Origin of the sequence: Rhodococcus sp. BP-332 (genome assembly GCF_019836065.1) — a bacterium.
Taxonomy (GTDB): domain Bacteria; phylum Actinomycetota; class Actinomycetes; order Mycobacteriales; family Mycobacteriaceae; genus Rhodococcoides.
On record NZ_JABUEC010000006.1, the window covers coordinates 101,718 to 128,112 of the forward strand.

Below are 26,395 nucleotides of genomic sequence, written 5' to 3' on the forward strand. Positions count from 1 at the left end.
GCCAGACCGCCCAGAGCGCCGACTGCAAGTCTCAGCGGTCCAGCCGTTCGCCGTCGCGTTCTTCTGTTCACGGGCTTCGACTCCTCGTCGGCTCGAATCAGCTCGGACCGAGTTGTCCGGCTGGGTGTTTCTTCTCAGGCTTCGGACGCTTTCCGTGCGCGACGACGCTCGGCGTCGATCACGATGTCGTTGAACGACGGTTGTCCCTTGCGGATCATGCGCGTCTTCAGTGAGGTGAAAAGGGTCATGACGAACAAGCAACACGCCATCGTCGACTTACCTCCGAGATGAGCCGGCGGTAGTACGCCGGTCGAACGAGTGCTGGCACGGTGCCAGCGCCCTGCGTCAGGAGAACACAAATCCTCGGTAGCCCTCTGCGGCAATCTCGTCGCACATGGCCCTGAAGTTGCCGACACCACCGATGTAGGGCATGAACACTCGGGGCTTTCCCGGTATGTTCGCGCCGACGTACCACGATGAGCCTGTCGAGAAGAGTGTCGTCTCGCCGACCTCTGCGACATGACGTACCCACTCTTCCTGGGCGTCGAAGTCCGGATGAGAAATTCGGTATCCCTTGTCTTTCATGAACGTGATGTGGTGCGCGATGAATTCCACGTGCTGTTCGATCGACACGACCACGTTGCCGAGCACCGACGGGCTCTGTGGGCCGGTGATGATGAACATGTTCGGGAATCCGCTGACGGCCACTCCCAGATACGTCTTGGGACCGTCGCTCCACTGATCCCGGAGGGACGTGCCGCCCTGTCCGCGTATGTCCACGGCAAGAAGTGCGCCGGTCATTGCGTCGTACCCAGTGGCAAAAACGATGGCGTCGACCTCGATCCGGTCTCCAGCCGTCGCGATACCGTCAGCAGTGATTCTTTCGATCGGTGCGGAAGACACGTCGATGATGTCGACGTTGTCTCGGTTGAATGTCTCGTAATAGTCGGTGTCGACGCATACTCTCTTCGAGCCCAGCGCAAAACCTTCCGGTGTGAGAATCTTTGCTCGATCTTTGTCTGCCACCGACTCCGCGATCTTGCCGCGAACGAATTCGGCTACCGTGTCATTGGCTTTCGGTGACGTCATCAGGTCCCCGAACGCGTTCATTATTCGTGCGCCACCCATCGCCCAGTACTGCTCGTACCGAGCAGTCCTCTCCTCGTCGCTCACGTCGAACGCGCTGTCCGTGCTCGGAGGATAGGGTGCTCCGGCTGCCGAGTTCCTGCTGGCCACTCTAAGGGAGGCGTAATTTGCCTTGACATCGGATATCTCGTCGTCGGTCAACGGAGTGTTGCGAGCGGGCATGCTGAACGACGGGGTCCGCTGGAGAACTGTGACGTGCTCGGCCTGGCGAGCGATCTCGGGTATGACCTGTATTCCGGAGGAGCCGGTGCCGATGATCGCGACAGATTTTCCTCGGAAGTCGACATCATTTTCCGGCCAGTTCCCCGTGTGGTACGTCTCGCCTGTGAAGTCGGTCAGTCCGGGGAAATCAGGGATCTGGGCGGCCGACAGGTTGCCCGACGCCATCACGAAGAACGTGCTAGTGAATTCGTCGCCCCGGGCCGAGGTCAGATTCCACGACGTCGAGTTGTCGTCGTACCGTGCTGAGACGATCTCGGATCCGAGGCAGATGTCGTCGCGCAGATCGAAGCGGTCTGCGACATGGTTCAGGTAGGCGAGGATCTCGGGTTGGGTGGGGTAGCGCTCGGTCCAGTTCCATTCCTGATCCAACTCGGGAGAGAAAGAATAGGAATAGTAGAAACTTTCGACATCGCACCTCGCGCCGGGATACCTGTTCCAATACCACGTGCCGCCGACACCGTCGCCACGTTCGAAGACCTTGGCGTTCAGTCCCTGTTCACGCGCTTTGTGGAGCATGTACAGGCCGGCGAATCCTGCACCTACGATAGCAATGTCGAGAGTTGGTTCGTGATTCATCCGACCTGTCTTTCACGTTGGCGATCAGAAGCTTTCGGGATGTGGAAATGGGGCGTAGACGACTGCACGCGTCGTCACTGCCCCGTCGAGAACGTCAGCACCGGCTTGATCGAGGCCCCGCTCGCGGCGCTCGATACCGCGTCGTTGATGTCACCGAAATCGAAGCGGTGCACGATGTGGTGCATCGGTAGGTGGCCTTCCTGATGAAGGCGAACCAGCCTGGGGATCATCACTTGTGGGTCGGCATCGCCTTCGATGCAGCCACGCACAGTCTTTCCACCGGCGATGAGATCCTGCACGTCCATGCTGACATCGGCCGGCCCGGTCCCGACGACGACGAGTGTGCCTCCTCGGCGTAGCGACCGGGCTGCGCCGCGGATGACCGCGGGGTTTCCCGTCGTGTCGAAGGCGTGGGTCGGTCCGCCGTCCGTCAGCTCGTCGACAGCGTTCGCGATCTCGGGATCACCGCCGTCGAGGACGTGGGTCGCGCCGACCTCCAGTGCAGTGTCCAGTCGTGAAGGCGACATGTCGACGCCGACGATCTGTCGGGCGCCGAGATACGAGGCGGCCATGACGGCCGCCATACCAACGCCTCCCAGGCCGTACACGATGACGCGTGAGGTCGGGTCGGGTCGAAGGATGTCGAGCATCGCGCCGGCACCCGTCTGGACGCCGCATCCGAACGATGCCATCTCCACCAAGTCCGAACCCGGCGCGACGACGACAGCGTTTCGGCGTGCCGTGACGGCATGCCGGGCGAAACTCGATTGTCCGAAGAACGACCCGAACACCACCTCTGCGCCGTGTCGCAGGGTCGCGCTTCCGTCCAATCGCCGTCCGGAGACGTTGGCCTCGGCGAATCTCGTGCAATAGGCGGGGCTGCCTGCTGCGCAGGAGTCGCAGAGACCGCACGACGCGAAACTGATCAACACGCAGTCACCGACGGCGACGTCGTGCACATCCGCCCCCACCGCCGCCACGACACCGGCTCCTTCGTGACCGAGGACGGCCGGGGTGCCCGCCGGGCTCATCGCGCGAGCCACGAGGTCGGTGTGGCAGATGCCGACGGCTTTCATCTCGACGAGAATCTCGTCACCTTGCGGGAGGCTGAGTTCGACTTCGTGGATCCGAAAATCCGAGACGGTGTCGAAACTGAGTGCAGCGTCGGTCTTCAGACAGCTCATCGGCCGATCTCTCGTAGCACCTCGGAATGCGCGTGCGCGATGCGACCGCGGATGTCAGCTGCCGCTTCCGCCGTCATGGAGGGTGGTCCGATCATGCCGACGACACCGCCGGGAATCTCGGACGACGCGACAGCACGGTGGTGGCTGAACGTGTCGAAGCCGGCCTTTCCGTGGTAACTCCCCATTCCGCTTCGTCCGACTCCGCCGAAGGGGATGTCCGGGAGCATGGCGTGTACGGCGAAGTCGTTGAGGCTGATACCGCCGGATATGGTCCGGCTTCTGAACTGTCGGAAGGATGGGCTGTTGTCGCCGTACCAGTAGGCGACGAGCGGCGACGGTCGCGTTGCGATGTACTCGATGACCTCATCCATGGACGAGTAGGGCATGACGGTCAGGACGGGGCCGAAGACCTCCTCGTTCGCCACCTCCATCTCGTCGGTGACGTCGAGCAGGATGGTCGGTGCGATTCGACGAGTGTCGGGGTCGGGAAGCAGCGCGCGCTCGTCCTCCGGTACGGCCTCGACGGCCCGTGCCCCCTTCGCTACGGCGTCGGCGATCAGACCGGTCACCCGTCGAAAGTTGCGGTCGTCGACGATGGAGGTGACGGCGGTGTCGGTGGAGTAGTGCGGGTGAAGGGCGATGAGACTCGACGTCAGCGCAGCCACCAGCTCGTCCACCCGACTCGCCTCAACGAAGACGTAGTCGGGGCACAGGCAGACCTGGCCGCCGTTCGACATCCGAGACCCGGCGATGCGTCGGGCGGCTTCCGCGATGTCCGCATCCTCTGCGACGACGGCAGGATTCTTACCTCCGAGTTCGAGGGTGACAGGTGTCAGGTTCTCGGCGGCTGCCCTCTGCACGATCGTGCCGACCGCAGGCGAGCCGGTGAAGAAGAGATGACCGAAGGGAAGGGACGAGAAGGCTGTGGCGACGTCCAGGCCCCCGGTGACGACCACGAGCTCGGAGGGATCGAAGTACCGGGACACCGCCTCCGACAGCACCGCACCCGCACGGGGACCGCCGTCGGAGAACTTGATCATGACGCGGTTTCCGGCCGCAATGGCCTCGGCCGCAGGATGAACCACGAGGCTGACGGGGAAGTTCCACGGGCCGACGACACCCACGACCCCCAGCGGCACCGCATCGATCTCGGTGGGAATCCCGGCTTCCGCCGATCCCGCGACCACGACCGGCGTCATCCAGTTCTCGAGACTGTCCTTCAGGTGGGCGATGTGATCGACAGCGCCCACGACGTCTGCGCTCAGGCTGAACGCGAGGGGGCGATGACCGAAATCGGCCGACATGGCCTCTGCGAGATCGTCGGAGGCGCCGAGGACCGCAGCCAGTAGCCGGTTGAGCCGGTCCTTGCGCACCTCGATCGACGGCGGTCCCTCGCGTAGGTGCGCCGAGCGCTGAGCGTCGAACAGCGGTCGCAGGTCGGCAACGGTCTGCTCGCGGGGCTGAAGTGTCGTGGTCATGAAGGGTCGAGCCTCTCGTCGTGCGTGTGCGAACTGGAGATGAGTTGATCGTGCGAGAACGCCGAGTGCTGCGGTGTCGTCTCCACGACGCCTCGTGACACGAGGTCGTCGATCGTCGAACGGTCGAGCCCCAGCACGGAACCGAGTACCTCGTACGTGTGCTCGCCGGCGAGCGGCGCGGGCCGCTGCGGGGCGTCGGCCACTGCGGTGAAGAGGGCAGGGAGGTTCTCGGCGGGTAACGCCTGAGACAGCAACGGATGATGCATCGACCGGAAGAAGTCACGCTCGGTCAGATGCTGGTCGTGAAGCAGTTCGGGAACTCTGAGCATCATTCCGGCTGCGATGCCGGCGGATTGGAGAAGATGTGCTGCCTCCCGAGGCGTCCGGGTCCGGGTCCAGGCGGCGACCACCTCGGTGATGTGATCACGGTTCGCGTCGCGGTCGGCAGCGGTCGCGAACCGACGATCGCTCGCTGACAGAGGGATTCCGATGACAGTGCTCAACCGGCGGAACGCGTCGGTTCCGGCTACGTCGACGACGACCCACTCGTCGTCGCCCAGGCACGGGAACACCCCACGTGGTGCGTCGCCCCGGAGCTGGTTTCCTGCCGCGGTGAGAGAGCCCGGACGCAGCGATTCGACCGCGAACGCCGGCCTCAGGTGATTCAGGATCACCTCCGCTTGAGCGACGCTGACGGTTCCTCCTCGTCCCTCTCGCATCCGTCGCAACAGGAGTGCCAGCACGCCACTCGCCGCGACACGAGCCGCAGTGTGGTCGGGGTAGATCGTCGAGGCATCGCTGAAGCCGTCACCGGATTCGGGGTAGCGCCACAGGGACGTGAGTCCGGTCTCGGACCGGACGAGGGGGCCGTATCCCATCCGTCTGCTCCACGGACCCGTCTGGCCGTACGCGGAACTGTCGGCGACGATCAATCGCGGGTTGAGACCGCTGAGGACGTCCCACCCCAGTCCGAGCGACTCCATGGTTCCGGGTTTGAAGTTCGAGAGGATCACATCGGACTTCAGCGCGAGCTCCTTGAACAACCGCAGTCCCTCGGGGGAGCGCAGGTTCAAGCCGAGGCTCCGCTTGTTGCGATGACCCCAGGCGAATCCTGCTGAAATCGGTTCTGGTCCCGGGTTTTGACGTCCTCCGTCCGGGAACGCGCTGTTCTCCACCTTGATGACGTCAGCGCCCAGATCAGCGAAGAGCCGTCCCAGCTCGGCGCCCATCACGATGACACCCAGATCGAGCACACGAAGGTCGGAGAGGGGGTGACGCCTGGTCGGTGCCACCGCGGAGATCGGAGCCCGAACGGCTTCGATCTCGGCGAGTTCGCAGAGCGCGTCCGCCTCCGCCGAGATCTCGTCGTGGTGCTCGTCGAGACCCGGTGCCGGACGCCGGACGCCGGCGCGCTCTCCGTCGATGACTACCGCCCCGTTCGGGACCACGGCCTCCCCGAAGGGCGTCATGATGCGCACGAATGCGCCGCGTTCGTCGAAATGGTCGCACGCGAGGACTTCACTCGGGTCGAAGATTGCGGCCACCGGAACGCCGTAGGACTGTGCTGCGATCACGATCTCCGCACGGTGGAGAGTGGCGAACAAGTGTTGGATCGCGGGATAGATGATCGGTGCCGCGGCGAAGCGCTGCGGCAGAGACATCAGCTCCGGGTCGCTGAGCTCGACGGGTCTGCCGAGCCAGTCGAACATGCCCATCCATTGACGTGGTGCCAGCATGCAGATGCGCACGAAGCCGTCTGCGCAGGCGAACACCGGGTACAGGTGGCGGGCATCGGGACGGTCGCGCGGGCCGTCCGCGGCGGGGACACCGCCGGTTGCAGATCCACCCATTCCCCAGCCGGGATCCATTGTCTGAACCAGGGTCTCGAAGAGGGACACATCCACGTGGCCCCCGGTGCCTGTCTGGACACTACTGAGATAGGCCACGAGAACCGCCCATGCAGCCTGGGACGCCGCTGACTCGACGGCGATGGGCGAGGGCGGTAACAGTGGCTGCTTTCCCGGAAGGCCGGATCTCGAGAGCTCGCTCGACATGGCGTTCAGTACTGCGTCGGTAGCGATCCAGTCGCGATAGGGACCCGTCTGGCCGAATCCCGTGATCGACGCCACCACTGCCTGCGGGACGCGATCGCGAAGTGCGGAAGGGGAGACGGCCAGCGTGTGATGGAGGGCCGGTCGAGAGTCCTCGACAATGATCTGGCAGGTCCCGGCGAGTCTCCAGAACGCCTTCTGGTCGGCCTCGTCCGTCAGATCGAGCGCGATGGACCTCTTACCGGTGTCGCGAACGAACGAGGCCGATGGTTCGTCGGGGGACGCGTGGTCTCGCGGTACGGAAAGGTCCCGCACCTGAATGACGTCCGCACCCAACTCACCGAGGAACCGCGAAGCCGAGGCGCCTGCACCTGCGCACATGTCGAGTATTCGAACCCCGTCCAGAGGTGAATCGCTGACGGTCGACGATCTCGGCATTCATGCTCCTGCTGTCGGAAAAGTGTGACGCCCTTCACCCTGAGTCGTCGCTGGGGCGATGGCCAGCGCCATCTTTCGCACGTAAACGTGCTCGAATGCGCAACGTTGGTGCAGACTTCCCGCATGGACGTCCACCATCTGCGCTGCTTCGATGCCGTTGCGCGGGAGCTACATTTCGGCAACGCGGCGGCGCGTCTCCACCTCACGCCCTCGCCCGTCAGCCGGGCGGTCAAGGAGCTGGAGCGGGAGCTGGGAGTGGATCTCTTCGTACGCAAACACCACGAGATCGTGCTGACGCCGGCGGGCGTCGCGCTGGCTCCGAGAGCGCGAGCAGTCCTTGCCGACATCGCGGACATGGCACTGATCGCGCAGTCGACGGCGCCTGATCGTGCGCGGGTCGTCCGAGTCGGCGGTTCCTTCCATCTTCCGCCGACATATTTCGACGAGTTCCTCGAGCTGGTGCAGCGCGTGGCCGCGCCTCGCGTCGTCGACGTGGTCTCGCACCCCTCTGCTCAGCTGGTGTCATCGGTGGAGCAAGGGGAGCTCGACATCGCCATGGTCTATCTCCCGGTGGACATTCCGGAGATATCGGTGCTCGAGACGGCACGGTTGTCGTTCTGGGTGGCCATGAAGTCCGACGACCCCCTGGCGGCCGAGGAGCGCGTCGCGCTGGCCGACCTCCGCGACAGGACCGTGGCGATCGCGTCGGCGCGCTCCCAACCCGCGGCTGTCAACGGCTTGTCCGAGCGACTCCGTCGCGAGGTGGGTGCTGTTCGACATCTCGACGACACCGACATGATGAGCATCGCCAACCACGTGCGACGGTCCGACGATCTCACCCTCAGTCTCGATCCTGCGATGGGCGGCACCAGCCGCGTCTTCGACGATGCTGCCTTCGCGCTCCGGCCATTGGACGAGCCGTCGATCTACTTCTCGGTCGGCCTGGTGTGGCGAACGTCGGCAGCCGCAGGTGACCGGTTGGTCGACAGTCTCGTGGAGGCCGCTCGCACGCGCTGGTGCAGTGGACCCGAGTCCCTCTGACGCGGTCCCGATCTTCACCTCCGGCGTTGCCGAAAGCGCAACGCTCGCATGAAGAATTGGGCAATAGACGAAGGCTGCTCGTGTGTGTCACCGTGAAGCCCCCCGGTGCGACGTGGATCACAGCGGCACCCTGCCGACCGAGCCGTCCGAACGTCGCTCCACTGCGGGCCCCTCTCGCGCTGTCCCGCGCACTGCCTCAGGAGAACGACCATGGCTCTGGACGACACCACCTTTCGAGACCGATCGCGCAACGGTCGCACATCGGATGCCGGCGAACGTGGTGCGCGATCGTCTGCACCCACAGGCCTGCCTCGATCAGTCATCGCGATGATCGTCACCCTTGCCTTCAGTGAGGCTCTCGTCGCAGTCAGTGCCACTGCGGCCATACCGCTCATCCCGAAGATGTCCGAGTCCTTCGGCGCCTCAGGCGCGGCCACAGCGTGGATCGCCATCATCTCACCGCTGATGGGAGGCGTCACCACTCCCGTCATGGGCAGACTCGGTGACACGTTCGGGTATCGCAAGGTCCTCGTGGCCGCATTCGGTCTGCTCTGTGTGGGCACACTGCTGTGTGCGGTGTCGACGAGCTTGCCCATGTTCCTCTGCGGGCGTGCACTGCAGGGATTCGTCATCGGCACTCTGCCCGCGGTGGTGGGAATCTTGCGCAATCACCTCGAGCCGAAGGCTGTCAGATCAGCACTCGGGATCGTCGTGGCCGGTCAAGGTGTCGGCGTCGGAGTGGGATTCATCCTGGGCGGCCTGCTCCAGGACTACGACTGGAGCGTCACGTTCTGGGTCATGCTCGGACTCGCGACTCTCGCGGTGATCGCACTACTGACGACCTTGCCCGGCGCCAGCGGCGAGCACACGGGGGGTCGGTTGGATCTCGTCGGTGCTGCGATGTTCTCGTGCTTCTGCGTGGGGATGCTCCTTCCGCTCAGTATGGGAAGCACGTGGGGGTGGTCGAGCCCGGTGACGCTCGGGCTGTTCGTGATCGCAGCCGTCGCCCTCCCGGTCTGGGCGGTATGGGAGTTACGCCACCCCGAACCGACCGTCGACGTGAGGCTCTTCTCGAATCCGTTCTTCGTCCTTCCCAACATTGCCGGCTTCATGATCGGCGCGACGTGTGGCGCGCTCTTCCTGCTCTTCGTCGGCTATGCCTCGTTGCCTCGCGAGGTGGCCGGGTTCGGATTTTCGGCCAGCATCCTTCAGTCCGGCTCGTTCCTCGTGCCCGATGCGGTGTGCGTGTTGATCGGCGGGCTACTGGTGGGCCGGATCGCTGCTCGACGAGGCCCTCGATTCGTATTGCTGGTCGGATCCGTGTTGACCTCGGTGGCGTATCTGTTCCTGACGCTTGCCCATACGGAGAAGTGGCAGATGTACCTTGCCTCGGCAGTCGTCGGCTTCGGGATAGCGGGAGCGAACACGGGAATGTACCTACAGGTGGCCCGGACAGTGTCTCCTGACCGGGCCGGGATGGCGCAGGGCGTGAACTCCCTCGTCTACGGCCTGGGTTCCGCGACCGGAAGCGCGGCCATAGCCGCGATCCTCGCAGCGCACACGAATGCTTTCCCGTTCTCGGACGACCGAGGCTACGGCGTCAGCTACGCCCTCTGTTTCGTCTTCGGGATCATTGCGGTCGGCTCGACACTCCTCGACGGGTTCCTCGCAAAGCGAAGCGGCGCGGGGGAAGTCTCGGCGACCTCCTGACCCGACGACCTGCATTCCTCGAACAGAACGGACGACGTGAATGAACCAGACGATAGATGTTGCGGGCAACGGTTGCGTGCTCGTGGAGCAGCAAGGACACACGCTCATCGTCACGATGAACAGACCGGCCGTGCGCAACGCGGTCAACTTCGACCTCTCCATCGGGGTCGGGGAGGCGATGGAGTTCGCAGAGGAGACGTCCAGCGTGCGGACGGTCATTCTGACCGGGGCAGGAGACAAGGCCTTCTGTGCCGGCGCGGATCTGAAAGCGGCGGCGGCGGGCGAGTTCAGCATCGATGACGACCGGCTGGCACGCTGGGGTTTCGCCGGCTACGTGCAGCACGCGATCAGCAAGCCGACGATCGCCGCGGTCAACGGGTTCGCGCTCGGGGGCGGCACGGAGATCGCCCTCGCGAGCGACCTCGTCGTTGCGCTGGACACAGCTACCTTCGGCCTTCCGGAGGTCAAGCGTGGTGTGTTCGCTGGGGCCGGCGGAGCATTCCGGCTGCCCAGGCAGATACCGACGAAAATCGCCATGGAAGCGATGTTCACTGGTCGACCGATCTCGGCCGCGCGGGCGTACGAGCTCGGATTGGTGAACGCGCTGGCTCCAGCGGGCGAACTCATGAACACCGCACTCGATCTGGCGGAGGTCATCAACGCGAATGCGCCACTCTCCGTTCGAGCGACGAAGAGGATCGCGATGGGAATCGACGACCACACCGTTCCAGCGGAGCGCGACGACTGGGCCCGCACCCGCCGAGAGGGTCGCGTTCTGTCCACGAGCGAGGACTCCGGCGAAGGGATGCGCGCCTTCGCCGAGAAACGTGAGCCTCGCTGGTCCGGTCGATGACAGCACACTCGCACGTCGAACAGGATCGAGGAACAGTGGATCGACTTCATCTGGACCCCAGTACCCCCGTTCTCGTCGGATGCGGACAGGTATCCGATCCGCTCGATCACGGTGACTACCACCGGTGGTCGGCCGTCGAGCTCGCGGCCGAGGCGTCGAAGAGGGCCCTCGCGGATGCGGGTCTGGAGGCGTCCGCAGTGGACACGGTGGCAGGGGTTCGTCAGTTCGAGATCTCGTCCGACTTCGGCACGGCCCCTCTCGGACGCTCGAACAACTTCCCGCGTTCGGTGGCGCACCGCCTCGGTGCATCCCCGAAGCGGGCGGTACTCGAGGTGGTGGGAGGGCAGGGCCCGCAGCACCTCGTGAACGAGTTCGCCGAAGAGATTTCTGCCGGACGTGCACAGACAGTCCTCCTCTTCGGTTCCGAGGCAATCTCCACTGCACGGGCGTTCGCGGGGAAGGACGACTCGCCCGATTTCGATGAAGTGGTGGACGGCGATCTCGAGGACCGGGGATACGGTCTGGAAGGTCTGATGAACGAGTACGAGATGCGGCACGGGCTGGTGGGCGCACCGCCTCAATACGCGTTGCTCGAGCACGCGCGACGACATCGAATCGGTGTCGATGTCGGGGCATACGCAGATCAGATGGGCCGGCTGTTCGCGCCGTTCACCTCCGTGGCAGCGCGTAACCCCTTCGCTGCTGCGCCGATCGAGAGGACGGCCGGCGAGCTCGCCACCGTGACCGCGAAGAACCGGTTGATCGCCGACCCGTACCCCCGATACATGGTGGCCCGAGACCAAGTGAACCAGGGTGCTGCCGTGGTCATGACCTCCGTCGGTGCGGCCGATGCCGCAGGAATTCCTGAGGACCGCCGGGTCTATCTTCACGGATCGTGTGACCTCCGTGAACTCGACCTGCTCGACCGGCCGGACCTCTCGCGCAGCCCAGCGGCGGTGCGAGCGTCGGAGATCGCTCTGCAGCGGGCGGGTCTGGCGGTGGACGACGTCGCCTACTTCGACCTGTACAGCTGCTTTCCCATTGCCGTGCTGAACGTGTGCGACGGGCTCGGACTCGCTCCGGACGATCCCAGGGGGCTGACTCTGACGGGAGGGCTGCCCTTCTTCGGTGGGGCGGGAAACAACTACACGATGCATGCCATCGCCGAAGCGATGAATGCCGTTCGCTCGGGCACCGAGGGACCGGCGTTCGTCGGTGCCAACGGCGGGACATTGAGCAAGTACTCCGTGGGGATCTACTCGACTCTGCCGAGAGCGTTCCGCGTCACCTCCGATGCTCCGATTCAGGCCGAGCTCGACTCGGTCGAGCGAGTCGCTGTGGCCACGCTCGACGGCGCGACTGCGGCAGTGCTGGAGAGTTACACCGTGGTGCCCCGCAAGGAGGGCGGCGCGGCATCGTTCGTCGTGGGCCGGCTCGGCGACGGCTCCCGCATTCTTGCCGTGTCCGAGGACGATTCGATTGCGGAAACTCTCCAGCTCGGCACCTCGATCGGAACCAGGTTCAGTGCGAGGCCGTCGAACGGGCGCAACATGCTGATCGAGGTCGGCCGATCGAATTGAGCGGACGCGGCACACGGCTCTCGGCGGTCTTCACTTTCGTCATTTCGACTTGTTCTTAAATGATTCGAGGCAGTCACTCACCAACGAAAGACAATGATGACCAAGTACAGACGAGAAATGATGTCCAGCACCCGTCGCCCCCCCGTTGGGAGCGGGTGGGTTTTTTTCATCAGCACCGCCGTGGTTGCGGTTGTGCTCGCAATCCTCGCCTCCTTCGAGGATCCCTCCGGTTTGGCTACAGGCCTTTGGGTAGCCGCCCTCGCGGTGGGCACTCTGGCGATCGGTGCGTGGTATTCGCTCGCTGTCGCGTGGGCGCGTCGGCGTAAACGACTGTGGGGCTAGGCCGACTTCGTTTGCGCCTGCACAAGCCGGGCACCTCAACTGACCCCATGGGAAAGAAATGAACAGACATGACACAACAACTGATCAGTGATTCAGAGCAGCCGCCGAAGGACAGTAACGACCCCGACATCGATCCGCGCCCAACCGGGCCTCGAGATAGCAACCTCATACGGTACCGCGAGGCCATCACCGAAATTCCTGACAACCCGCGGTGGGGACGTGTTCGCTCGCGGCTCATGTTGCGTACTGCGCTGCTGGTCTTGGCGCTCACTCTGGTCGGCGTGGCGCTGATTCTGTTCGGCGGCAACAGGTGGACAGATGCCGCCGGCATATCGATTTTGGTGCCAGGCGGGGGATTCCTTTTCGACGGTTGGCCGATCTTGTTCGTGCTGACCTGGGCGCTGTTCTGGCTGGGTTGGAATTTCTGGGTCGGTTTCGGTTCTGTATTCCATGTTTCTGCGGTATACATACTGTCCATTCTCGGGGGAATCGCGATGGCTGATGGTCCTCGGCTCGGCTTGGAATCGGGCACAACCTGGCCTTGGGCAATTCCGGTGCTACTCTTCGGCGCGGCGCTCTACGTCGTCCACCATCTCGTCAATGCGGTGCGCGGCCGAGGCCGCGATCTTGCGGTCAGGGACGAGCGGCGTGAAACCCTGGCGAATACCGATCCTGCCGTGATAGAGCAAATTGTACGTTCGTTCGATCCGCCTCACCTTCGTCCAGCCAACCGCGCCTTCGATCCCATTGGGGTCGTGCGCACGCCCAGCGGACTCGAGTCACCGTTGCCCGTCAGCGATGCCGATGCTGCACTGGCGAAGTATTTTCTCGACATCTCGCTGCAACCGATCCAGTCTTTCGACAGATGGGACTGGGGCTCAAATGCCGTTGAGGCCAGCGCGCTTCGCTATCAGGTCACCGATACCGGGCAGGTTCTCGCGATGCTGCAAGCCAACTACATTCCAGCGTATCCGTCATTGGTAGAGCAAGCTCAGCGAAACGTCATCGCCAAAGCTCAGGAGATCCCTGTGTGGGGTTATTGGTACTTCGAGAATTTTTTCGGGAACTTGAAGAAAAAACCCGACCCCGTCGGCTCGCAGGGCGAAAACATCATGTTCACCGGATTTCTGACCAAGCACCTGGCTCATTACGAGGCCGCAACCTGTGACCATCGCTATGACCAGCCGGGCGCTCTGAAATTCACGTGGGAAGACGGGCGGACATTTTCCTACAGCTTCGCCGATCTGGCCGCCCGGAACTCGACCGCCTTCGGTACTGCTCCGATGGGAATGTGGCCGTGCGAACCAGGCCAAATTTACACCGCCTGCAATCAGATGGGCGCTGCCGGCATTCAGGGATACGGGGCGCTCCATGGCACTGATGAATGGTCAAGAGTCGAGGATCGCTATCTCTCTTTTCTCGAACAGGAATGGACGAAACTCAACGGAGATATACATGGCCATTTCAATCAGCGACTGGGTATGAACGTCGGCTCTCTGACGTGGAACGACGGAACATCCCCGATGTTCGTCGACGGCAACCAATTCATCTACATGTTCGGCCGGAGTCTCACGCCGGAGATTGCGTCGCGGCTCTACATTCTGGGTAAGAACCCCGAGACGATGAACTACTTACCAGTCGTCGACGGAGAGATGAAACTCCCCGACCTGGAAAGTGACGCCGGCCAGAACTTTTTGCAGCGATTCCTCATTCGCTTTCCAAATATCAAGAGCTTTATCTCTGGCGCGTTCGTCTCGATGGAGTCGACCGGCTATCCCGCATCCAGCGTCCCCATGTACGGCGGTATTGCAGATCTTGCCAGGCAATTCGGACGTGACGACATCGCCGATGCTGCAATTGTGGGGCTAGACAAGAACAAGTTCGCGGTCCAGCCCGACGGGCGGCCGTATGCAGCGTCCGTAGCCGTTCAGGCTATTATCGGACGAGCTCGCTGGGGTCGTCTGTACAAGCAGGAAGACTTCCTCAACGCGCGAATTCCGCGCTACGGCGGCCCGCTCCTGGCTTCAGCCCCCTACCCTGAAGTTCTGGTTACGTACGCCAACGGCCGCGACGGCACATTGTGCCTGGTCCTCGAACCAACGGACAATCCCGGTGAATTCCCTTTGTTTTTCGAGCGTCTTACCCCTTCGACCGAATATGTGGTTGGGGAAACCGGCGTCACCTTCTACACCGACACTTTTGGGTCTGGTTGGGCCTCGATACCACTCGGACGCCGCACTACTTTGCTCATCGAGCCTCGCAAGAACTCCGTCAATTAGCAGAACTCGGATACGAATATGAAAACCAAAAGTGATTACTCAAACCATGTGCTTGCCACCTATGTCTTGACCATTACCCTGCTCATCACCGGCGGAGTTTTGCAAACGCTGAGCCTGGTTTCTTAGGCAATCAGTCGACCCACCCATCGATCCTCGACGAACCACATGCGTTCCAGTACGAGTAAAATATTTGGAGGTCGTAAATATGGCATGTTGCCTTGTCGCCACCTACATTTTCAGCAGCATCTGGAGGCGGCTGCGTGGCGGCGGTGTAAGGGAATTCGACCAGTCCGCCTGGCTCGCCTACTATTACGAGACAGCTATCAAGCCCACCCAAACGCCGGTGGTATAACTGTGTCGAATTTCTGAGAGATCGCTTGCAGATAGTGTCCTTGCATCTGCTCCCGGCCTCGATCTTTCTCGCCGGCGAAGTGCCGCCGGCCTCAGCGGGTCCAGCTTACGTTTGAACCTGCGAGCGTACGCTGGCGCGGCCGATGTCGATCGGCGGTGCTCTGACTCACGGCCTGAGGTTGAGAACCCAGGAACGCTCACCGCCGAGAGCCTAGCCGCGCCGGCCAGACCGGCCACGATTGATCCCGGTTCGATTGTGGCTGTATCAACGGCTCTTAGACACCACCGTCTCCTCAACGAGGTGACCGATGACCAGCCTGCTCGTCGTGCCCGTTGCTTGCGAGAGAGCCAGACGTGTGGGACGTCATCAGGTATGACATGTCGAACGAACTCAGGTGGCGGGTGGGGGGATAATGTGCCGGACAGCCTCTCGAGCCCAAGCAAGTACGTGACCGCTCACAGAAGTACGACCCGTATGCAGATAAGATGAGCAGCTCATCGCGCCGCTGACCCCAATTTTAGCGCGTAACCCGTTCGCTGCTGCGCCGGTCGTGAGGACGGCTGACGAGCCTGTGACCGTGTCGGAGAAGAACCGGTTGATCACCGACCCGTACCCCCGGCTACCTGGTGGCCCGAGTTCAGGTGAGCAACTCTCGAGTTCGGCACGTCGATCGGTACCGAATTGACGGCACGGCCATCGGACGGGCGCAACCTGCTCATCGCGGTCGGCCGGTGAGCTGCCGCGGACGGTGAACACCGTGGTCGCGCCTCGGTAGTCGACAGTGCCGTCGAGACTCCAGGAACTCCTGGACTCTCGACGGCACTAGTAGTGTACGGGGCGGTCAGCTCGTCCGAAAAGCGGTGCTAAGACACCTCTGTCAGAGATTCGACCCGAGCGGGTCGTCGAGCGATGCCCAGGAGATTCGCCTTGATCTGGAGGGCGACGAGCTCGCCGTGATTGCGACCTCCCGCAAACCCACTGGTCATGAACCACAGACCGGGTTGCTTCGTGGGCCGCCAGACGTTGCGCAGCTCTCCGTCCTCGTCGAACCCGCCGATCGGGCCCAGCTCATCGGCCACGTCGTTGCCGAAGAATCGACGGACTTCGCCCTGCAGATTCTCGTAACCTGTTGCCAGAACGACAGTGTCGAACGGCAGCTCGTGTCCGTCGTGCCGCCGAACTCCGTCGGGAGTGAATGTCTCGACGTCTCGAGTCTGCAGCATCTTCACCTGGCCCGAGATGATCATCTCCGAGCAACCGGTGTTGAGGTAGTAGCCCCCCGATCGCTCGAAGAACTTCCAGAACCACCCCGTGCCCTCCCATCCGTCGTCGATCTCCATTCCGGCACGTCGCAGGTTGTCGAGGAGCTCACGATCGTTCTCGTTCGTCCTGCGGGTGAGCGCCTGGAAGTTGGGGATCATCAGAGGCCGCACGAATCCGGCAGAGGAGAGCATGTCGCCTTCGTACAGGGGTGTCCCGTCCATGTACTGCAGGTAGGACATGTCGGCGCTCTCGAGGCTCACGATCGAGGTGGGGTTGCGCTGCAACATCGTGACGTGCGCCCCCATCTGGGTCATGTATTTCGCAGCGTCGTGGCCACTCGAGCCTGTTCCGACGACCAGCACGTTCTTGCCTTCGTAGCCCAGTGCCGAGTGGAAGTCCTTGGTGTGGAAGACCTCGCCGCGAAACGCGTCGATGCCTTCGAGTCGAGGAATGTTGGCTGCACCGCCCACTCCGCCCGTCGCCATGACGATGTGCCGCGGGCGGAGTTGCCGACGAACGCCATCGCGCTCGACGTCGACCTTCCAGGTCTGTGACGAGGCGTCGTACTCGGCACTCCGAAAATCGGTCGACGTCCAGTAATTGATCTCCATGGCGTCGACATAGGACTCGAACCAGTTGGCGAGCTTATCCTTCGGGAGAAACTCGGGGAACGACCTCGGGAACGGCAAGAACGGGAACTCCACCATCAGAGTGGGGTTGTGCAGCGCCAACGCGTCGTACCGCGTACGCCAGTTGTCGCCCACTCGCGGATGGCGGTCGACGACCAGAGCATCGACGCCGAGATTCTCGAGGTAGGCGGCCGTGAACACCCCGGAGTGACCGCCGCCGACCACCAAGACCTCGGGCTCACGATCGATGTAGGAACTCTCCAGGTCCCGATGCGCCTGCCACGACCATGCCTCGGGGCTCGGTTCGTAGCCCAACCCTGCCGGCCACGGTTCGGAGACGTGTCCTGTGAGGGTGCGCAGTCGCGTGAGAAGCGTCCAGCAGCGGAAGCGCCCGTCGCGGTCGTCCTGCACCAGTCGGACCACGCCCGTTCCTCCACCGATGCTCAGATCGAACTCGATGAACGCCTCGGTCACGTCCCTGCCTCCGCGGACCACTCGACGAGGCGCGGACATGGACTCGGCGATGCGCCAGCGGGTCGGTCCCACCCGATCCGACTCGCTCAGCATCTGCTCGGCGATGGCCTCGTCACCCGCCGCGCAGCACAGGTCCCAGGTGAAGGCGACCATGTCCCGCCAGTACGAGTCCGCGACGAACAGGTCCGCCAGAGACTGGGCATCGCGCTGCGACACCGCGCGTTCGACGTCGCCGAGCCAGGAGGCGATCAGATCGCTGGGCTGCTCGGGTGCTCGCGAAGTCATGCCACGGGCCCGGGCTGGTCGGACGGCGAGCCGACGAGGTCTCGGGACGCCTCGGCGACCGTCGATGACCTACGAGCGGAACGGTTCGTACTCGCACACGTCGGGTGACCTCGATGGGCCTCGGCCGGTCGCTTCATGCTCTTCCTCACTTCGATGGACCCTTAGCGTGGTGCTGATGAGGGTATTCATTACGGTGTTTACGTCGGTAGCGCTCGCGTCTATCGTGAACTTACAGCAGTTTTCAGATGGTCGCGGTGGGTCTGACGATAATAAGTGGCCTTTATTGCTGGCCGCGATCTGGCGGGCGCAGTGAATCCAGCATCGTTCAGATCTCGGCGATCTGCGCTGCGCAGGCGCGATGCGCGGCCATCACGACGGTGGCGTGGGGGCCGCGTGACACCGGGGACGGGAACATCGATGCGTCGACGACCGAGAGGCCCGCCATCCCTCGCACCCGGCCGACGGAATCCAGAACGGCGAGGGGATCGTCGTCGGCGCCCATGCGCGCGCTGCCCATGGTGTGCAACGACCCGCCCAGCGACATCTCGGCGCGGGACATCTCGGGAGGAAATACCTCCGCCACCGCCGCTGCCAGCATCGGAGACGACAGGATGTCCATCGCCACCCGGACTCCGGTTCGCAGCGCTTCGCGGTCCGCCTCTGTCGCTGCATAGTCGTGGTCGACCGCGGGCGCGGAGAACGGGTCGTCCGACACGACGGTGACGACCCCTCGTGCTTCGGGGGTCATGTGTGCTACGCCTACGGTCGGCAGCATCGGAGGAAGCCCGGGGATCATGCGATCGAACGAGGACGTGTAAGGACGGATCTCGAGGGGTCCGATCTCCAGGACGGCCTGCAGGGGTGTACCTGCATCCGGTGCACTCGGACCGGTCACCGGCTGGTACGTGACGACGATCTCAGGATGGTCGGCGACCCCGAGTCCGACGCCAGGGAGATGCTGAACTGTCGGAAGACCGATCTGCCGAAGCTGTGCGGCGTCGCCGATTCCGGAGTGCATGAGCAGGTTCGGTGTACGCACCGCTCCGGCCGCCAGTACCACCCGATCCGCGTAGGCCGTGAAGTCTCCGTGGTCGTCCCGGCCCGTGACCCCGACGACTCGCTCGTCGCGCACGATCAGTCGCGCCACGCGCGACCGCCCGCGAACGGACACCGTGTCCGCGACCGGTCGCAGGTAGGCCTGTGCCATGGAGATGCGTCGACCGTGCACCACGTTCGACGGCACGGCACCGATCCCGTCGCGGGCATCCGGGGCGTTCAGATCCTCGACGTACTCGTACCCCGAGGCCACCGCTGCGCGGAGAAACGCCTGTGGGAGTGGAGCAGTGACCGCGCGAGTCACCGGCACCGGACCGTCCGAGCCATGATGGTCGCGCGCTCCGAAATCGAGATCGTTCTCGATGCCGGCGTAATGCCGGGCAACGGTCGCCCTGTCCCACCTGTCTTGTGGCCAGCTGTCGAAATCGGACAGTGGTGCGCGCACGAAGTACCCACCGTTGACGGCGCCGGATCCACCGAGAACGCGGCCCCGGGTGGTCACGAAGTGATGGTTGCGCGTCGTGTGCGCCGTGATCGGATCGATGTAGCGAGACCCGGGGCCGATCGGCATGCGCCGGGCGTCCGTCAACTCGGACGGCCACGACCCGGTGGGGGCCGAGAGCGCGAAGGCGTGGCCGGCCTCGAGAATCAGGACCGAGGCGCCGGCCTTCGCAAATGCGGCAGCAGCGACGCAGCCCGCGCTGCCCCCGCCGACGACGATGACGTCAACCATCACGCCCGGACCGATGAACCGACCATGCGCAGAACACGCCGGTCACCGAAGGATGCCGAGGTCGTCGGGTGTCCATCGTTCGACAGCGGAGACGAACCGTTGTCTGAGTCCCGCGAGCAGGTCGGCGCCCTCTGCCGGTGTCGCGCCGCTGGGATCGCCGAGAACACCGGAGCTGGACACGCTCATGACGCCGGACACGGTCATGTGCTCCATCAACGTGGCGACGGGGTCGGTGTTACCGACGACCGCAGCCTCGATCACGACCTGATCCGGTGCGATGTGCAGCATCAGCGACGTCTCGGTCCGTCCCGCATGCGCGTCGGCCCCCGGGATGCTGCACGGGAACCAGGCCACGTCGCGCCCTTCGTACCGCAGGAGCGCCACGGCCTCGGCGAGGGCGGATCCGTTGCCGCCGTGCCCGTTCACGAACACGACCCGGTCGGCCCACCGGCAGATGGATCTGCCGTACTCGACGAGAATCGTGCTCAGGGCAGTGCGCCCGAGGGACACGGTGCCGGGGAAGCCCTCGTGTTCTCCGCTCGATCCGTAGGCGAGGGGAGGGGCGATCCATGCATCCGACACGCCGTCGGCGACCGCTTCGGCAATGGTGGTGTCCGTGTTCAGCGGGAGGTGGGGTCCGTGCTGTTCCACGGACCCCACCGGCACGACCACCAGACCGCCGTCGACGTGCGGCCATCGAGCGGACCCGAGTTCGGCCATGTCAGAGAGTGTGCGCAGCCTGATCGACGTCGGCTCCCAAGGCCCTGGCGAAGCCGTCGGGCACGACGATGTCCTGCGGGGTCAGGTCGTGGATCGAACTCTTGCCCATGCCGAGCAGCGCGCTGTCTGTGCCCATACGCAGCACATCCAGAACGTTCTCCACACCGGCCTGCCCGTTCGCGGCGAGACCCCACAGGTAGGCGCGGCCGATCATGACTGCGCGGGCACCGAGGGCGACGGCTTTGACGACATCGCTGCCGCGTCGGATTCCGCCGTCGAGAAGAACCTCGATCTCGTCGCCCACGGCCTCGGCGACGGCGGGCAGCATCCGGATGGTGGCCGGTGTGCCGTCGAGGTTGTTGCCGCCGTGGTTGGAGACGGAGATCGCGGAGAATCCGGCGTCGACGGCTCGGTGGGCGTCGTCGATGCGGGAGATGCCCTTGAGCATGAACGGGCCGTCCCACTGCGCACGGAGCCAGGCGATGTCGTTCCAGGACGGCGGCGGGGTCTGCTGCCACATGCCGTACGCGCCGAAGAAAGTCGGCGGTTGTGGAGCGCCGGCGGGCAGGATGTTCGGTGTCGTCAGATCCGGGATGCGACCTGACTTGGCGAACTTGTAGAGCCACGCCGGGCGGATCAGGCCCTCGGGCGCGAACTTGACCATGGCGGCGAGGTTCATCGTCTCGGGAATGGCGGGGCTGCCCCAGTCGCGCCCGTAGGAGAACGACCAGTCGAGGGTGAGGATCATCCCCACCGCGCCAGCGGCTTTCGCCCGTTCCATGCGGGCGACCATCTCCTCGCGGGTGCCGAGCCAGTAGACCTGGAACAGCGTCTGCGAGTTGACCGCGGCGACGTCCTCGACGGATTTGGAGGCGAAGGACGACAGTCCCATGATGGTGCCGCGGGCGGCGGCGGCGCGGGCGACAGCGACCTCACCGTCGGGGTCCACGGCCTGCACGCCGGTGGGCGAGATGATCACCGGCATGGAGATGTGTTGCCCCATCACCGTCGTCGACTGATCACGGACGGCCGCGTGGCCGGCGACGTGGGGTGCGAAGCCGAGTTCGCCGAACGCTGCCATGTTGTCGTCGTAGGTGTTGCCGCGTTCGGATCCGGCGATCAATGCCGAGTACACCGACGGGGGAAGCCGCTTCTTGGCTCGTCGCTGCATCTCGGCGACGCTTTCCATCCACGGGTTTCTCGCCCACGGGTTGTGGGCTTGGATATCGCGAAGCTTCACTGATCGTCCTTGCTGAAAGTCATTCCTGCGAGCGGGTTCTCATCACAGAGTTTCGATGCCGGCGGCCGGCCTCCGGCCTTCACGTTGGCGGGTGCGCCGTCGCGGCGGGTGAGCAGCGTCAAGGGGATCGACGCTTTCGGGGTGGACCGCTTCCCGGTGCGTGAGTGGTCGACGCTCGATTTCGGGACGGTGCCGCGGTCGGCGGCGAGCGCGGATTCGCCGTAGCCCTGGACGCATTCGGGGTCGGGGCCGTCCATGGGCAGTCCGGTGAAGAACTTCGCGGCCATGCATCCGCCGCGGCAGGCGTCGAAGTGCGCGCACTTGGTGCAGGCGCCGCTAGTCTGCGGTGAGCGCAGTTCCTGGAACAGTTCCGAGGTCTGCCAGACGGCCTGGAAGCCGCCCATGGTGGGGGTGGCGTCGCGGACGATGTTGCCGGCGAGGAACTGTTCGTGGATGGCGAAGGGGCAGGCGTAGACGTCGCCGATCGGGTCGATCAGGCACACCACTCGTCCTGCGCCGCACAGGTTGAGCCCCGGGAGGGCGTCGCCGAAGGCGGAGAGGTGGAAGAAGGAGTCGCCGGTGAGCACACCGTCGCCGTTGGCGACGAGCCAGTCGTAGAGTTCGCGCTGCTGTCCGGCGGTGGGGTGCAGGTCGTCCCACACGTCGGCGCCGCGACCGGACGGGCGCAGGCGGGTGATGCGGAGGGTGGCGTCGTAGGCGTCGGCGAGGGCCTTGAACTCGTCGAGCTGGGAGACGTTGTGGCGGGTGACGACGACGGAGATCTTCGCGTCCCGGAACCCGGCGTCCTTCAGGTTCTTCAGGGCGCGGACGGCCATGTCGAACGAGCCGGGGCCGCGGACGGCGTCGTTGACCTCGGCGGTGGCGCCGTCGATGGAGATCTGCACGTCGACGTAGTCGGACGCGGCGAGCCTCGCGGCGACCTTCTCGTCGATCTTGACGCCGTTGGTGGAGAACTTCACGCCCACCTGGTGGGCGGTGGCGTAGTCGACGAGTTCCCAGAAGTCGGATCGGACGGTCGGTTCACCGCCGCCGATGTTGACGTAGAACACCTGCATCTTCTGCAGTTCGTCGATGATCGACTTGCACTGCTCGGTGGACAGTTCTCGTGGGTCGCGCCGCCCGGAGGAGGACAGGCAGTGCACGCAGGAGAGGTTGCAGGCGTAGGTGAGCTCCCACGTCAGGCAGATGGGGGCGTCGAGGCCGAGTTCGAACTGGTCGACCAGGCGGCCTACCGGTTGCTCGGGGCGGGCGAGGGTGGAGGTCATGCCGGGCCTTCCTTCACGGGAGTGGGAACGATCATCGTCGAGTCCGCGAGAGCGGCGAGTGCTTGCGCGTAGCGCGGCATCGCCGATTCCTCGATCCCCATGGCCGACATCGCGGATCGTGCATCCGGATGCGATGACAGCGAGGTGACCAGTGACACGATGACGGCGTTCTTGAGGAACGAGAGCTTGCGGGTCCCGAAGTGATACAGCAACGCCCCGAACGGTTCCGGGCGCAACGCGACCTGAGGATTGAGCTGCCACGCCAGGGCCAGGTCCACCGTTCGGGGCGATGCAGCGAACACGTCGGTCACGGCCGACTCAGTAGACGCCGCACATACCGTCGATGGAGACTTCCTCCACCAACGACTCCTGAACCAACGGCTCCTCGGACTGGGATGCTTCGGACATGGTGTTCGACGGATCAGACATGGGAACCTCCATGAGAGTGTGATGCGGGACGCGTGAGGACGACGTGGTGTCGCACACCACAGACAATAATGGCATCGAGTGCACAAAGTAAACAGTTCGCGGGAACCGAACCGGGAGGATCGTCGTGCAGCAGGAACCACTCAGTGCCGTGGGTCGGCCTCCCTCCGCCACCAAGGGGGGAATCAGTGACGTGGCCATAGCGCTGTTCGCGGAACGAGGGTTCGATGCGACGAGCGTCGACGACATTGCCCGCGCGGCGGGCATCGCCAGACGAACCTTCTTCCGATATTTCCCGTCCAAGAACGCCGTCCCTTGGGGGGATTTCGACGCAGGTCTCATTCATCTTCGGCAGATGCTGTCCGAGACCTCGCTGTCTTCATCTATCCCGGACGCAGTGATGGACGCGGTGCTTCGCTTCAACGCGTTTCCGGACGAGGAACGAGAGGTCCATCGAACACGTCTGCGCCTCATTTTCGAAGTGCCGGCACTACAGGCATATTCGATGGTGATGTACCAGGGGTGGCGGCAAGTAATCGCCGAGTTCGTGGCCGGACGCGTCGGACAGAATGCCGATGACCTTTATCCCCGAACCGCAGGTTGGCTCGCCCTGGGAGTCGCGATCTCAGCGTACGAACAGTGGCTGTCGGACGATGGTGCGGAACTGGTCGATCTACTTCGAGAGGCATGCGGGCCGCTACACAGCGGTCTGCAATGCGGGCCCGGGCTGTAGTTGTTGTTCTGTGCACGCCCGTTATTTCGGTCCTAACGCCGGCCGACGGGCTGACAACCGACCTCGCAGCCCAGTGTCGGAGACGACCGTTCGAAAACCCTGCTGGAGAGGGGCTTCTGCATTACAGTTCGAGTACCGCCAGTGCAATCCGATGACCGAGAATCGGTCGGCCCAGTCGAGGCTGTCGGTAGACGACATTTGCCCGCGCCACACAAAATGAAGTGAGTGGTCAGCCCGGCAATGGGACTCATCGCGTGATCCGAGTGCCTCCACTGCGGTGCTGTTGCATTTGAATCCTTCAGGGCCGCGAGGGTCGCGCCAGTCGGGCCGCCACTCATGTTGCGCTCGCGTGTGGTGTCGGGCGGGATCTTCCGATGGGATCGGTGCACCACCACCACCACCACCGCCTCCTCTCTGTGTGTCCTTCCGAGTTGTGTTGTCGCCGTTCATCGTCTGTGTGGCCCCGGGTGCTCGGGCTGGAAGGAGTTTGTGTGGTCATGCGTGAATCCGACAGCACTCCTCGGCTCGTGCGGGGCCGCTACGATATTCGGTCTCTCGCGGTGGCGTGCGCAGCATCGGGGGCAGTGCCACTGCTGGTGGTCGCCCTCCTCGTGCCGACGCTGGTGGGCCCGAACGGGGTGTGGGCGCTGGCAGCGGTCAGTGTGTTCACTGCGGTCACCGTGATGGTCACAGTGCGCGTCGGTGTGCTCGACGACCGCCAGTTCGTGCTGCTGGGGTCCGGCGGCATGGCGGGAGTGGCGGTATCGGCGTTCGTCATCGTCGACCCCGCGTCGACAACAGCCGTCGGGGCTATGTTGGCGGTGGTCCCGGCGATCGCCGCGTCGGGATCCTCGCGTCATATCACTGTGGCTCTGACTGCGGTCGCGATCGCGTTGGCGACTGCGGTGTGCATCGACGAGACCGTCGGGACCGTCCGACTCGTGGCGGTCGGGGCGACAGTCACCACGGTGCTGGTACCAACGGTGCTGATGGCTTCGCTGCGATCGCGTGTCTCCGCCGTGACGTCACGCCTCGAAGACCTCGCGGATACCGACCCGTTGACGAGGCTGCTCAACCGCCGGGGACTGACCGCGCGTGCCGCGGCGATGCTCGATCAGGCCTGTATCTCCGCTGTCCCGCTACTGGTGTGCCTGGTCGACATCGATCACTTCAAGTCCGTCAACGATCAGTTCGGTCACGCGGTCGGCGACGACGTTCTTGTCGAGGTCGCGGCGACGCTGCATGCGGTGGCGGGTCCGGACGCGCTGGTGGCGCGGCTGGGCGGCGAGGAGTTCCTCGTCGTCGGTCTCACATCGGTCATGGGCGGTGTGGAGGGGACGATCCTGGCCGCCATGCGCGAGACGGGGACGGTGACCGTCAGTGTCGGAGTGGTGCGCTGCACCGTCGTGAGCGACGACGAGGTAAACGACCCGTGGTCGGCGGTGGACTCGTTGACCGCGACTGCTGATCGGGCACTGTATGCGGCGAAGTCGTCCGGGCGGGACCAGGCGGCATACGTCCTGGCTGAGTCACTGTCCTGGTCGGGAGCCGCGGTCGGGGGCCGGGGCAGGCCGGTCTTTGATTCCGGTCATCCGCGTAGTCAGGTCGGCCGACCGTCGACCAAGCGCTGACTACCTGCTGGAGAATTCGAGCATTCTGATCCATCGCCGCGGAGCGCTCTCGTCACAACGCTCCATCAACACGCCCTTCGCCTTCCCGAAGAGATCGCTGCTGGCCAGCGCAGTGCGCCGCGACGCGTCCTCCCCTAGTGAGAGTTCAGTCGCCGCTCCTTCGATCTGACGAGATATTCTGTGCAGCAGAGCAATACCAGGCTATTCGGCTTCACGAACAGTATTTTCGGTGTCACGAGAGTGTCACAAGTCGGGACGGACTGAGGTGGATCGAGGCGGACACGGCTGGACGAATGTGCACTCAGAGCCGCTTTCGCGAGTCCACGTGAATCCACCTGATCGGGTCGTCGAAGCCTTGTAAGCGAGCGGCCTTCGGTTCAATCCCGAAAGGAGGCTCTCGATATGCCTCTGAGCTGCGGAAATGCTTTGAAATCGCCTCGTTTGACCTCTCGTTTCACAACTTTCGTCGGCCCGTCCGTGCAGGTCCGCCACGGTCCAGGGGCGTCCGGTCACCTGCGAAAATTGCCGAAATGCGGCTCAATGTCACGAGTTGTCACAACTCATTCGTAACTCGTTCGCGGAATCAGGTGGACGTGGGGGCGGCGCATGGACTTCTGAACGAGCGAGTCTGCGATTGTCGGCGGACGTCCCAGGACTTCTGCGAGGG

At 64.1% G+C, this 26,395-nt stretch carries 18 protein-coding genes; 7 read left to right on the forward strand and 11 right to left on the reverse strand.

Annotated elements, in window-relative coordinates:
• Positions 1–345: 345 nt before the first annotated feature.
• The 4 genes from HQ314_RS20500 to HQ314_RS20515 all read right to left on the reverse strand — a co-directional run bounded on the left by HQ314_RS20500 (position 346) and on the right by HQ314_RS20515 (position 7,095).
• Entirely contained in the window at positions 346–1,944 is a 1,599-nt protein-coding gene (locus tag HQ314_RS20500; RefSeq protein WP_222651123.1) for an NAD(P)/FAD-dependent oxidoreductase, read from the reverse strand.
• A gap of 74 nt (positions 1,945–2,018) precedes the next feature.
• Positions 2,019–3,128: an NAD(P)-dependent alcohol dehydrogenase gene (locus HQ314_RS20505; protein WP_261781918.1), complete on the reverse strand. Its 1,110-nt coding sequence runs from the start codon at positions 3,126–3,128 to the stop codon at positions 2,019–2,021.
• Positions 3,125–4,606 (reverse strand): aldehyde dehydrogenase family protein, encoded by a 1,482-nt coding sequence (locus HQ314_RS20510; protein ID WP_261781919.1) that lies wholly within the window; start codon positions 4,604–4,606, stop codon positions 3,125–3,127. Before HQ314_RS20510 ends, HQ314_RS20505 begins: the two co-directional genes overlap by 4 nt.
• Positions 4,603–7,095 carry a CaiB/BaiF CoA-transferase family protein gene (locus tag HQ314_RS20515; protein ID WP_261781920.1) on the reverse strand — a complete coding sequence of 831 codons (2,493 nt, stop codon included), beginning with the start codon at positions 7,093–7,095 and terminating at the stop codon, positions 4,603–4,605. The genes HQ314_RS20510 and HQ314_RS20515 overlap by 4 nt, the downstream gene beginning before the upstream one ends.
• Before the next feature lie 123 nt (positions 7,096–7,218).
• Between HQ314_RS20515 and HQ314_RS20520 the strand changes: the two genes are divergently transcribed.
• The 5 genes from HQ314_RS20520 to HQ314_RS20540 all read left to right on the forward strand — a co-directional run bounded on the left by HQ314_RS20520 (position 7,219) and on the right by HQ314_RS20540 (position 14,900).
• On the forward strand, positions 7,219–8,136 hold the full coding sequence (locus tag HQ314_RS20520; RefSeq protein ID WP_222651126.1) for a LysR family transcriptional regulator: 918 nt from the start codon (positions 7,219–7,221) through the stop codon (positions 8,134–8,136).
• 327 nt (positions 8,137–8,463) lie between these two features.
• The gene (locus HQ314_RS20525) at positions 8,464–9,846 is read left to right on the forward strand and encodes an MFS transporter (protein WP_222651128.1); all 1,383 of its coding nucleotides are present in this window, start codon (positions 8,464–8,466) and stop codon (positions 9,844–9,846) included.
• 40 nt (positions 9,847–9,886) lie between these two features.
• Positions 9,887–10,699, forward strand: coding sequence for an enoyl-CoA hydratase-related protein (locus HQ314_RS20530; RefSeq protein WP_204865900.1), 813 nt, complete (start codon positions 9,887–9,889; stop codon positions 10,697–10,699).
• Between the two features lie 35 nt (positions 10,700–10,734).
• Positions 10,735–12,279, forward strand: a complete 1,545-nt coding sequence (locus HQ314_RS21840) for an acetyl-CoA acetyltransferase (protein WP_222651130.1) — start codon at positions 10,735–10,737, stop codon at positions 12,277–12,279.
• A 410-nt stretch (positions 12,280–12,689) separates the two neighbouring features.
• Positions 12,690–14,900: a hypothetical protein gene (locus HQ314_RS20540; protein WP_222651131.1), complete on the forward strand. Its 2,211-nt coding sequence runs from the start codon at positions 12,690–12,692 to the stop codon at positions 14,898–14,900.
• A gap of 1,215 nt (positions 14,901–16,115) precedes the next feature.
• Here HQ314_RS20540 and HQ314_RS20545 read toward each other — a convergent pair.
• From HQ314_RS20545 to mftA, 7 genes are all read right to left on the reverse strand, one after another.
• The gene (locus HQ314_RS20545) at positions 16,116–17,903 is read right to left on the reverse strand and encodes an NAD(P)/FAD-dependent oxidoreductase (protein ID WP_222651133.1); all 1,788 of its coding nucleotides are present in this window, start codon (positions 17,901–17,903) and stop codon (positions 16,116–16,118) included.
• Positions 17,904–18,228: 325 nt separating this feature from the next.
• A complete protein-coding gene (gene mftG / locus HQ314_RS20550) occupies positions 18,229–19,692 on the reverse strand; it encodes a mycofactocin system GMC family oxidoreductase MftG (protein ID WP_261777931.1) in 1,464 nt (487 codons plus the stop codon).
• Positions 19,693–19,734: 42 nt separating this feature from the next.
• Positions 19,735–20,412 (reverse strand): mycofactocin biosynthesis peptidyl-dipeptidase MftE, encoded by a 678-nt coding sequence (mftE, locus tag HQ314_RS20555; protein ID WP_222626810.1) that lies wholly within the window; start codon positions 20,410–20,412, stop codon positions 19,735–19,737.
• Position 20,413: 1 nt separating this feature from the next.
• A complete protein-coding gene (gene mftD / locus HQ314_RS20560; RefSeq protein WP_222626811.1) occupies positions 20,414–21,601 on the reverse strand; it encodes a pre-mycofactocin synthase MftD in 1,188 nt (395 codons plus the stop codon).
• A gap of 47 nt (positions 21,602–21,648) precedes the next feature.
• Complete coding sequence (gene mftC / locus HQ314_RS20565; RefSeq protein WP_222651135.1) at positions 21,649–22,938, reverse strand: mycofactocin radical SAM maturase; 1,290 nt, start codon at positions 22,936–22,938, stop codon at positions 21,649–21,651.
• A complete protein-coding gene (mftB, locus tag HQ314_RS20570) occupies positions 22,935–23,249 on the reverse strand; it encodes a mycofactocin biosynthesis chaperone MftB (protein ID WP_308119516.1) in 315 nt (104 codons plus the stop codon). Before mftB ends, mftC begins: the two co-directional genes overlap by 4 nt.
• A gap of 7 nt (positions 23,250–23,256) precedes the next feature.
• Positions 23,257–23,367, reverse strand: coding sequence for a mycofactocin precursor MftA (gene mftA / locus HQ314_RS20575; protein WP_374197859.1), 111 nt, complete (start codon positions 23,365–23,367; stop codon positions 23,257–23,259).
• Positions 23,368–23,485: 118 nt separating this feature from the next.
• On the opposite strand from mftA, the gene mftR reads away from it, so the two are divergent.
• Positions 23,486–24,097: a mycofactocin system transcriptional regulator gene (mftR, locus tag HQ314_RS20580; RefSeq protein ID WP_222628859.1), complete on the forward strand. Its 612-nt coding sequence runs from the start codon at positions 23,486–23,488 to the stop codon at positions 24,095–24,097.
• 584 nt (positions 24,098–24,681) lie between these two features.
• Entirely contained in the window at positions 24,682–25,728 is a 1,047-nt protein-coding gene (locus tag HQ314_RS20585; RefSeq protein ID WP_222651137.1) for a GGDEF domain-containing protein, read from the forward strand.
• Positions 25,729–26,395: the final 667 nt, after the last annotated feature.

Excerpts from the sequence above, each read along its gene's own strand:
- mftC (WP_222651135.1), bottom strand. The coding sequence starts at position 22,938 with ATGACCTCCACCCTCGCCCGCCCCGAGCAACCGGTAGGCCGCCTGGTC.
- mftD (WP_222626811.1), bottom strand. The coding sequence starts at position 21,601 with ATGGAAAGCGTCGCCGAGATGCAGCGACGAGCCAAGAAGCGGCTTCCC.
- HQ314_RS20525 (WP_222651128.1), top strand. The coding sequence starts at position 8,464 with ATGATCGTCACCCTTGCCTTCAGTGAGGCTCTCGTCGCAGTCAGTGCC.
- HQ314_RS20540 (WP_222651131.1), top strand. The coding sequence starts at position 12,690 with ATGACACAACAACTGATCAGTGATTCAGAGCAGCCGCCGAAGGACAGT.
- HQ314_RS20530 (WP_204865900.1), top strand. The coding sequence starts at position 9,887 with ATGAACCAGACGATAGATGTTGCGGGCAACGGTTGCGTGCTCGTGGAG.
- mftG (WP_261777931.1), bottom strand. The coding sequence starts at position 19,692 with ATGGTTGACGTCATCGTCGTCGGCGGGGGCAGCGCGGGCTGCGTCGCT.
- HQ314_RS20515 (WP_261781920.1), bottom strand. The coding sequence starts at position 7,095 with ATGCCGAGATCGTCGACCGTCAGCGATTCACCTCTGGACGGGGTTCGA.
- HQ314_RS20510 (WP_261781919.1), bottom strand. The coding sequence starts at position 4,606 with ATGACCACGACACTTCAGCCCCGCGAGCAGACCGTTGCCGACCTGCGA.
- HQ314_RS20500 (WP_222651123.1), bottom strand. The coding sequence starts at position 1,944 with ATGAATCACGAACCAACTCTCGACATTGCTATCGTAGGTGCAGGATTC.
- HQ314_RS20520 (WP_222651126.1), top strand. The coding sequence starts at position 7,219 with ATGGACGTCCACCATCTGCGCTGCTTCGATGCCGTTGCGCGGGAGCTA.
- HQ314_RS20545 (WP_222651133.1), bottom strand. The coding sequence starts at position 17,903 with ATGACTTCGCGAGCACCCGAGCAGCCCAGCGATCTGATCGCCTCCTGG.
- HQ314_RS20505 (WP_261781918.1), bottom strand. The coding sequence starts at position 3,128 with ATGAGCTGTCTGAAGACCGACGCTGCACTCAGTTTCGACACCGTCTCG.
- mftA (WP_374197859.1), bottom strand. The coding sequence starts at position 23,367 with ATGTCTGATCCGTCGAACACCATGTCCGAAGCATCCCAGTCCGAGGAG.
- mftE (WP_222626810.1), bottom strand. The coding sequence starts at position 20,412 with ATGGCCGAACTCGGGTCCGCTCGATGGCCGCACGTCGACGGCGGTCTG.